The organism is Micrococcus sp. MS-ASIII-49 (genome assembly GCF_000946635.1).
GTDB lineage: Bacteria > Actinomycetota > Actinomycetes > Actinomycetales > Micrococcaceae > Micrococcus > Micrococcus luteus.
On the sequence record NZ_JXSP01000016.1, the window covers coordinates 25469 to 34278 of the forward strand.

The 8810-nt window shown below is 73.9% G+C and carries 8 protein-coding genes and 1 tRNA gene; 5 read left to right on the top strand and 4 right to left on the bottom strand.

The features are described 5' to 3' along the window. Window positions 1-44 precede the first annotated feature (44 nt). From SJ20_RS01015 to SJ20_RS01025, 3 genes are all read right to left on the bottom strand, one after another. Window positions 45-1070, bottom strand: a complete 1026-nt coding sequence (locus tag SJ20_RS01015; protein ID WP_044658635.1) for an inorganic phosphate transporter — start codon at window positions 1068-1070, stop codon at window positions 45-47. Between the two features lie 15 nt (window positions 1071-1085). Then, entirely contained in the window at window positions 1086-1712 is a 627-nt protein-coding gene (locus SJ20_RS01020; RefSeq protein ID WP_044658636.1) for a hypothetical protein, read from the bottom strand. Window positions 1713-1851: 139 nt separating this feature from the next. Beyond that, window positions 1852-2526, bottom strand: a complete 675-nt coding sequence (locus SJ20_RS01025; RefSeq protein WP_041103592.1) for a hypothetical protein — start codon at window positions 2524-2526, stop codon at window positions 1852-1854. Window positions 2527-2684: 158 nt separating this feature from the next. Here SJ20_RS01025 and SJ20_RS01030 point away from each other — a divergent pair. From SJ20_RS01030 to SJ20_RS01040, 3 genes are all read left to right on the top strand, one after another. Further along, window positions 2685-2757, top strand: a tRNA-Lys gene (locus SJ20_RS01030). Between the two features lie 61 nt (window positions 2758-2818). After that, complete coding sequence (locus SJ20_RS01035) at window positions 2819-3544, top strand: alpha/beta hydrolase (RefSeq protein WP_041103593.1); 726 nt, start codon at window positions 2819-2821, stop codon at window positions 3542-3544. A gap of 33 nt (window positions 3545-3577) precedes the next feature. Next, window positions 3578-4477 carry a hypothetical protein gene (locus tag SJ20_RS01040; protein ID WP_044658637.1) on the top strand — a complete coding sequence of 300 codons (900 nt, stop codon included), beginning with the start codon at window positions 3578-3580 and terminating at the stop codon, window positions 4475-4477. Window positions 4478-4605: 128 nt separating this feature from the next. Here SJ20_RS01040 and SJ20_RS01045 read toward each other — a convergent pair whose 3' ends face one another. Beyond that, complete coding sequence (locus SJ20_RS01045) at window positions 4606-5883, bottom strand: DUF445 domain-containing protein (protein WP_044658638.1); 1278 nt, start codon at window positions 5881-5883, stop codon at window positions 4606-4608. A 100-nt stretch (window positions 5884-5983) separates the two neighbouring features. Between SJ20_RS01045 and SJ20_RS01050 the strand changes: the two genes are divergently transcribed. Both SJ20_RS01050 and SJ20_RS01055 read left to right on the top strand, forming a co-directional pair. Next, on the top strand, window positions 5984-6907 hold the full coding sequence (locus SJ20_RS01050) for a glycerophosphodiester phosphodiesterase (RefSeq protein WP_041103596.1): 924 nt from the start codon (window positions 5984-5986) through the stop codon (window positions 6905-6907). Between the two features lie 154 nt (window positions 6908-7061). After that, complete coding sequence (locus tag SJ20_RS01055) at window positions 7062-8744, top strand: ABC transporter substrate-binding protein (protein WP_041103597.1); 1683 nt, start codon at window positions 7062-7064, stop codon at window positions 8742-8744. Window positions 8745-8810 lie beyond the last annotated feature (66 nt).

Here is an 8810-nt window from a genome sequence, read left to right on the forward strand (position 1 = left end):
GGTCGCGGCGTCTGCGGGGCCGGGCGTCGTCGTCGGGCGCGGCCTCAGGCCAGCGGGAGGAGGGCCAGCGTGCCGAGGAGGCCGAGGAGGGCGCAGGCCACCGGCGTGAGCAGCCACCAGCCGACCACGCGCAGCACGGTGGGCCAGCGCACGGACGCGTAGGTCTGCGTCTGGCCGGCGCCCACGATGGCCGCCGTCGCCGTGTGGGTGGAGGACAGGGGCAGGTGGAACACCAGGGATCCGACGAACAGCAGGCCCGCGGGGATGACGGCGGCCACGGACGCCCGCAGGGGGTCGAGGCGCACGAGACGCTCGGTGAGGGTCCAGGCGATCCGCCAGGCGCCGCCCAGCGTGCCGAGCCCGACCGCGAGGGCGAACAGGAACGCGCCCCCCACGAACTCGGCCGTCAGGGCGTCCGGCGCCAGGACGGACCCGGACCCCACCAGCACGGCGGCCCACAGCACCCCCATGCGCTGACCGGCCTGCAGGCCGTGGCCCATGGCCATGGCGCTGGCGGAGATGCCCAACGCGACGCGGGCCCGGTGCTGGACGTTGACCGTGGTGCCGCGGGTGGCGAGCCGCATGGCGGGCGCGGTGAGCAGGCGGGCGAGCGCCCACGCGATCAGGGGCGAGAGCAGCAGGCTGAGCAGCACCTCGGCGCGGACGAGGTCGAAGATGGTGTGGGCGACGTCGATGTGCAGGCTCAGGCGCACGGCGAGGTGGCTGCCCGCCAGCGCGGAGATCAGCGCGTGCGTGCTGGAGCCGGGCAGGCGCCGCCACCACAGCAGCAGACCCCACACGAGGGTCACCGCGCAGGACACGCCCACGGCCAGGGGGCCGACCTCGCTGCGCACCGCGGGCGAGGTGAAGTAGTGCACGCTCAGCGTGATGAGCCCGATGCCCAGCAGGGCGCCCACGGTGTTGACCGCCCCGGTCAGGAGGAGGGCTCCGCGCGGGGTCAGCGCCCGGTACCGGACAGGCAGCGCCGCGGCGTTGGGGGCGTCACGGAACCCCATCAGCGCGCCGACGGCGCACAGCAGCACGAGGACGACGGCGAGCCCCGCGGTCACGGCGCCTCCACCGGCTCAGGACTCACGGACGAGCACCATGCCCAGGTCCATGTTCACGCGGGAGAGGGCCTCGAGCGCCGCGTGCAGCGCCCAGGCGACCTCGCGCTGGCGGTTGTAGTCGCGCTGCAGCAGGTCCATGCCGAGATCGGCGAGCCACTCGACCATGATCCGCTCCGTGCGGCGGGAGGCGCGCAGCAGCTGCATCCACGTGGCCTCCAGGGCGTCGAGGTCGCGCATCTCGGCGGCGCCGCGGGCGAGCAGCTCGGCCTGCCGGCCCACGGTCTCCAGGACGTCGAGGGCATGCGTCGGCAGCTCCTCGAGGTCGGCCCGTTGGATCAGCACGCCCGCCGACACGACGCGCCGGGTGGTCGCGTGCACGCCGCTGGCCAGCCGGTAGAGGTCCTGACGGGGCAGCGGAGTCACGTAGGCGCTGCGCAGCGCGGTGAGGAAGGCCATGAGGGTGGCGCTCGAGGACGAGTCGAGCTCCTCGAGCTCACGGGCGGCACGGTCCGCCTCGGGTCCGCGGGTCCCCGCGACCTGGGCCACCAGATGCACGGCCCGGTGCAGGGCCTCGGCGAGGTCCGCCATGTGGCGCAGTGCCGGGGTGTCGCGCGTGACGAGCCAGGGCATGCGGGGGGACATGGGCAGGGGTCGCTCTCTCGTCGACGGGTGGCGAAGGGCTCGAGGACGACGCCGGACCGGGAACGCCTCTCGGCGGAAGGCCGCTCGCAGCGGCTATGTGTTGGAGCCCGGGGTTACCAGCGGCCCGGCGCCGTCCCCTTCAGTCTAGCGATCCGTCCCGAAACGCTCGACCCGCCGCCTCTAGGGCGTCGGCGGTGCTGACCAGGCGCGCGGCCCGGCGGGTGAGGGCGGCGGCGCGGTCCGGGGCGGCGGCCTCGGAGCCCTCGGCGTGCTCGACCTGGCCCAGGGCCACGACGCGGGCGTAGGCCGCGGCGCGCTCGAACGCGACGTCGATCTCGGAGCGGTAGGCGCCCGTGAGGATCGTGTCCGTGAGGCGGCGCAGCTCGGCCGGCCCCGGCGGCTCGACGGCGCCCGCCACGACGCGCGAGGCGTAGGCGGCGTGCCCGGCGCGGTACCAGGCGGCCCAGCGCTCGCCGTCGCGGGTCGTCGCCTCCTGCAGCGCGTAGAGGCGCCAGAGGGCGCCGGCGAGCGAGACGGGCGGGGCGTCCGCCCACAGCTCGGCGAGCGTCTCGACGCCCAGCTCGCGGACCAGCCCGACCAGCCGCTCGACGATGGCCGGGTCCTCCTCCGCGCGGCCGCCGGCCACGAGGGCGTGGGCCAGGCGCGAGGCCGCCGCGGCCACTTCCTGCGGGTCTTCGCCGCCGGCGAAGTGCGTGAGCTCCTGCGGTTCCGAGAGGCGGGGCCGGTGGGGGCGCAGCACGCCCGAGGCGCTCGAGCTGGCGCCGCGGCCGGCGGGCAGGCGGTGACGTGCCATGGGCGGGCTCCCTTCGAGGGCGCATCGGGGTGGGGATGTGGTCGCCGGAGGCGGCGGCCCCGTCCACGGTAGTGCCCCGGGCGCCTGGGCTACCATCGGAGGGCACCCGCGAGGGTCGCCGTCGTCGGCCGCACGCCGTCGTCGTCGGCCGCGGGTGGGGGCCTTTAGCTCAGCTGGCAGAGCATCGGACTTTTAATCCGCCGGTCGCGGGTTCGATCCCCGCAGGGCCCACGCGAAAACGGCCCCTGACCAGGCATGACGCCCGGTCGGGGGTCCTCCCTAGGATGGAGCCATGAGCCCCACGCCCCCACCAGTCACCGAGACGATCAGTTCCGGCCACAGCGTGGTGTGGTCGCGCCCGCCGGCGGAGCGCGCGGGCACGGACCTGGTGCTCGTGTTCCACGGCTACGGCTCCAACGAGGTCCGCGCGGCGCGCCGCCACTTCCCGATGCTCCCGGAGCGGTGCACCGGCCTGGCGGTGCGCGGCGGCTTCGAGATCGACGAGACGGCGTCCGAAGGCCCGGGCGACCCCGGCGCGCACGGCTGGTTCCTGCTCGACCTGCTGCTGCAGTCCGACTTCGCCCAGGTGCTCGCCGCCGCCCACCGCGTGTTCGACGTGCTCTCCGCCGAGGAGGTCGTGGCGGCCGGCTTCCGCACGGTCTCGGTGCTCGGCTTCTCCCAGGGCATGGCCATGGCGACGACGGTCCTGCGTCTGCGCCCCGAGGCGTTCACCTGCGGTGTGGGCCTGAGCGGCTTCGCCGTCGACAACGAGCTGCTGGCCATGCTCGACTCCCCGGCCGAGGGACCGGGCCCGCGCCCGTTCTTCTGGGGCCGGGACGCCGAGGATCCCGTGATCCATCCGGACGCCGTCGCCCACACCCGCGCGTGGGCCGAGGAGCACACCCGCCTGACCGTGCGCACCTACCCCGGGATCCTGCACGGGACCGGCCCCGACGAGGTCCGTGACGTGCGCATCTTCCTCGAGCACTCCCTGCGCGCGGCGACGCCCGGGTCCTGACCGCGGGGGTCGCGCGCCGATACTGTGGCGCGCATGGCAAAGAACTCGACGATCGGCCGGTACGCGTCCGGGAAGGTGAAGGACTTCGGGCTGAAGTCGGCACTCGATGAGAACGGCGAGCCCACGGAGGGCTTCGAGAAGGCCCTCTCCACGGTGTTGGCGGTCCAGCGCCCCCTGGTCCTGAAGAACATCCAGCGCATGGCGGCGAAGCACCCGGGGGAGAGCCCGGAGCGTCTCGCCGAGCGGCTCGGGCAGCAGTACCTGACCACCGTCACGGGGGCCGGTGCCGCCGTGGGCGGCACCGCGATCGTCCCGGGCATCGGCACCGTGGCCGCGCTCGGCCTGTCCGGTGCCGCGGTCGCCGGCTTCATGGAGGCCACCGCCCTCTACGCGCAGTCCCTCGCCGAGCTGCACGGCATCACCACGCAGGACCCGCAGCGCGCCCAGGCCCTCGTCATGGGCCTCATGCTCGGCGACGACGCCAAGGAGCTGCTCCGCGAGGCCGCCGCCAAGGCCGGCCGTCCCTACGACCCGCAGTCCAGCCTCAACGCGCTCGCGGGCACCGCATCGGGCACCGGCATCAGCGCGTTCGTGGTGGATCGCCTCAAGAGGACGTTCATGCGCAAGATGCGCCTGCGGCAGGGTGCCGGCTTCGTGGGCCGCGCCGTGCCGTTCGGCGTGGGCGCCGTGATCGGCGGCGTGGGCAACCGCGCCATGGGCAAGGCCGTGATGGAGAACGCCGCGGAGCTCTTCAGCCCCCTGCCGATGGTGATCCCCGGCGAGATCCGCGAGGGCGCCGCACAGGGGCGCGCCGAGGGGGAGTCGGCGGGCGCCAAGGACGACGGCGGCGTCTTCGGCGCGATCCGTCGCGCCCTGCCCGGCGGCAAGGACGAGAAGGACGACAGGCAGAAGAAGGGCAAGCCCGCCGCCTGACGGCCCCGCCCCCGCGCGTCCGTCGCCCCCGCCCCCGCGCTTTCGAACGTGAGAGAGGCCCTATCTCACGTTCGAAAGCGCCCATTCGCCCCATGTCACGTTCGAAAGTGCGGGGCAGCGGGTCCGTCTCAGAGGAACAGTGTCGCCACCCCGTGGATCGCCAGGCCCGCGAGCGCGCCGACGACCGAGCCGTTGATGCGGATGAACTGCAGGTCCTTGCCCACGAACAGCTCGAGGGTGCGCGCGGTCTGCTCGCCGTCCCAGCGGGCGACCGTCTCCTCGATCACCCCGGTGAGCGCCGGGCCGTAGGAGCTCAGCGCATACGCCGCGGCGCGGCGGGCGTGGCCGTCCACGCGGTCGCGCAGCTCGGGGTCCTCCTGCAGGCGGGCGCCGAGGTCGCGCAGGGCGGCCACGAGCGCGCGGTGCAGGTCGGAGGACGGGTCCTCGAGCGCGTCCAGGAGCGAGTCCCGCAGGGAGACCCAGGCCCGCCCGGCCCACGCACGCAGCCGTTCGTCCGCGAACAGGTTCCGCTTGAACCGCTCCACCGAGGCGCGGGTGGCCGGCTCGTTCCGCATCTCGTCGGCGAGGCGGTCGAGCCAGTCGTCGACGGCGCGGCGGGCCTCGTGCTGCCGGTCGCGTCGGATGCCGGCGAGATACTTGAGGGTCTCGGCGTGCAGTCGCTCGGCGAGGAGGCGGTCCACGAGGTCCGGGCTCCACTCGGGGGAGCGACGGCGCACCGTCTCGACGAACAGCTCGGGGTGGGCGGCCACCCAGTCCCCGGTGTGGGCGACCACGAGGTCCACCACGCGCTCGTGGTGCCGTCCGGCCACCACGTCCTCCAGCACGCCCGCGAGTGTGGGGGACCAGTCCGGGGCCACCATGTGGCGTTCCATCAGCTGGCGCAGCAGCTCCTGGACGGCGTCGTCGTCGGCCGCGGCCATGGCGCCCCGGGCCGCGGTCGCGATCTCCCGGGCGGTGCGGGCCGCGTTCTCCTCACGGCGCAGCCAGCCGCCGGCGGCCTCGGCCACCTTCAGTCCGTCGACCTTCTCGTGGGCGACCTCCGAGTCCAGGAAGTTCTCCTGCACGAACTCGGTCAGCGCGGCGCCGAGCTGGTCCTTCTTCCGCGGGATCAGGGCGGTGTGCGGCACGGGCACACCCATCGGGTGGCGGAACAGCGCCGTGACCGCGAACCAGTCCGCCAGCGCGCCGACCATGCCGCCCTCCGCGGCGGCGCGCACGTAGCCCCACACCGGGTGGGTGTCCTGCAACGGGAACGCGACCACGAACACCACGGCCAGCAGGATGAGCAGCCCCAGGGCGACGGCCTTCATGCGCCGCAGGCCCGCCGCGCGTTCGAGGGCGCCGGCGCTGAGCAGCTGCTGGGCGGGGTCGGGGGAGAAGGACACGGGAGGCTCCTGATCGCGTGCACCGAATGGTCCCCACCAGTTAACCAGCCGGGCACCCTGCGGTGACGTGGCCGGCACACGCGCTCCCTAGCCTGGCGGCGTGCCCGCCCTCGTGATCGCCCACCGCGGCGCCTCCGCCGCCTTCCCCGAGCACACCCGCGCCGCCATGCTCCACGCCCTCGCCGTGGGCGCGGACGGTCTCGAATGCGATGTCCAGCTCACGCGGGACCGCGAGGTCGTCTGCTGGCACGACCCCACCGTGGACCGCACCTCGGACGGGCGCGGCGCCGTCGCGGACCACACGCTGGATCGTCTGCGCGGTCTCGACGTCGTCTCGTGGCACGCCCGGCGTCCGGGGGCCGAGCCCGCCACGACGACGGCGCCGCCCGCCGCGTACGGCGGCGCGGGGGAGCAGGTGCTCACCCTGGCCGACCTCCTGGCGATCGCGACGGCCGCGGACCGGCCGCTGCGTCTGGCCGTGGAGCTCAAGCATCCCTCCCCGTTCGGGCATGAGCTCGAGGAGCGGGTGCTGCGGGAGCTGCTGCGGGCCGGCTGGGACCCGGAGACCGGCCGGGTGGGTCAGGTGCAGGTGTCCCTCATGAGCTTCCATCCGGACGCGCTGCGCCACGTGGCTCCGCTGGCCGGCACGGACCCCCTCTGCCCCCTGATGGACCTCATGCCGACGGAGCTGCCGACCCGGCTCGCGCGGGGGCCGCTGAGCCGGGCGGCGGTGCGTGCGGCGGCGCGTCAGTCGCTGGCGGGGTCCGAGGCGCTCGTCTGGCGCGGCCGAGCCGGGCTGGCGGGGCCCTCCGTGGCCTACGTGCGGGAGCACCTGGCGGACGTGAAGGCGTGGCTGGCGGCGGGGCGACGCCTGCGGGTGTGGACCGTCGACGAGCGCGAGGACGCCGAGTTCCTCCTCGCCCAGGGAGTGCAGGAGCTCACCACCAACCGTCCGGAGGACGTGCTGCGCTGGGTCCGCGAGCGGGCCGCCGCGCGTCGGGAGCGGGTGCCCACCGGGGCCTGAGGGCGCCGTGCCGCACGCGCAGACGCGGCCTGCGTTGCGTCCCCGCCCGCGCTTGTGGCTATAGTCACGTCCAGGAGCGTGCCCGAGGTCACACCCGACGGCGCGGTCCCCTCGCACCCGCGTCTCGGCTGAGACCTCTCCCGGAGGAGCCCCCATGGCCACCCGTCTGCGTCACCGACTCCTGTCCGCCGCCGCGCTCACCGCGGCCGGCGCCCTGCTCGTCACCGGCTGCGCCCAGAGCCAGCGCGACGGCGGCGGCTCCGGCGGCTCGGGCGGGGGCGACGCCGCCCAAGTGGACGGCTCGTTCATCTTCGCCGCCTCCTCCGACCCGAAGACCCTGGACCCGGCCTTCGCCTCCGACGGCGAGACCTTCCGGGTCTCCCGTCAGATCTTCGAGGGCCTCGTGGGCACGAAGCCGGGCACCGCGGACCCCGCGCCGCTGCTGGCCGAGTCCTGGGAGTCCTCGGAGGACGGCCTGACCCACACGTTCCAGCTGAAGGAGGGCGTGACCTTCCACGACGGCGAGCCGTTCAACGGGGAGGCCGTGTGCGCCAACTTCGACCGCTGGTACAACTTCACGGGCATCCAGCAGTCGGAGACCCTCTCGTACTACTACGGCAAGCTGTTCCGCGGCTTCGCGGACAAGCCCGAGGACGCCGTCTACAAGGAGTGCGAGGCCACCGGCGAGCACGAGGTGAAGATCACGCTGGCACAGCCGTTCGCGGGCTTCATCTCCTCCCTGTCCCTGCCGGCCTTCGCCATGCAGTCGCCGAAGGCGCTCGAGGAGTACAAGGCGGACGAGGTCGGCGGCACCGCCGAGTCGCCCCAGATGTCCGAGTACGCCCGGGCACACCCCACCGGCACCGGCCCCTACAAGTTCGAGTCCTGGAGCGTGGGCGAGGACGTCAAGCTCACCGCCAACGAGGACTACTGGGGCGAGGGCGGCGAGGTCACGGACATCACCTTCCGCGTGATCGACGACCCGGTGGCCCGCCGTCAGGCGCTCGAGGCCGGGGACATCGACGGCTACGACCTCGTGGCCCCCGCGGACACCGCGGCCCTGTCCGAGGCCGGCTTCAACGTGGTGGCCCGCGACCCGTTCACCATCCTCTACCTGGGCCTGAACCAGGAGAAGGAGGAGCTCCAGGACGTCAGGGTGCGCCAGGCGATCGCCCACGCGATCGACAAGGACGCCCTCATCGCGCAGACCCTCCCCGAGGGCACGGAGCCCGCCACCCAGTTCATCCCGAAGTCCGTGAACGGGTACAGCGAGGACGTCACCACGTACGAGCACGACCCCGCCAAGGCCAAGGCGCTGCTCGCCGAGGCCGGCTACCCGGACGGCTTCACGATCGACTTCAACTACCCCACCGGCGTCTCGCGCCCGTACATGCCGACCCCCGAGCAGGCGTTCTCCAACCTCTCGAGCCAGCTGGCCGAGGTGGGCATCACGGTGAACGCGAAGCCGGCCAAGTGGAGCCCGGACTACCTCGACCAGGTGCAGGGCACCTCGGACCACGGCATCCACCTGCTGGGCTGGACCGGCGACTACAACGACACGGACAACTTCGTGGGCGTGTTCTTCGGCCAGGAGAAGCCCGAGTTCGGCTTCACCGACGAGGAGCTGTTCTCCGCCCTCGAGGAGGCCCGCCAGATCCCGACGCTCGAGGAGCAGACGCCGAAGTACCAGGAGATCAACGAGCAGATCTCCGAGATCGTCCCGGCGGTCCCGCTCGCCCACCCGGCCCCGTCGCTGGCCTTCGACAAGCGCGTGGCCTCCTACCCGGCGAGCCCGGTCAACGACGAGGTCTTCAACGAGATCGACCTGACCGAGTGAGCCCGGCGGGCCGGGGACGACCCGCCCCACCGGCGACGACGGCGCCGCGCCCCGGCGCCGTCGTCG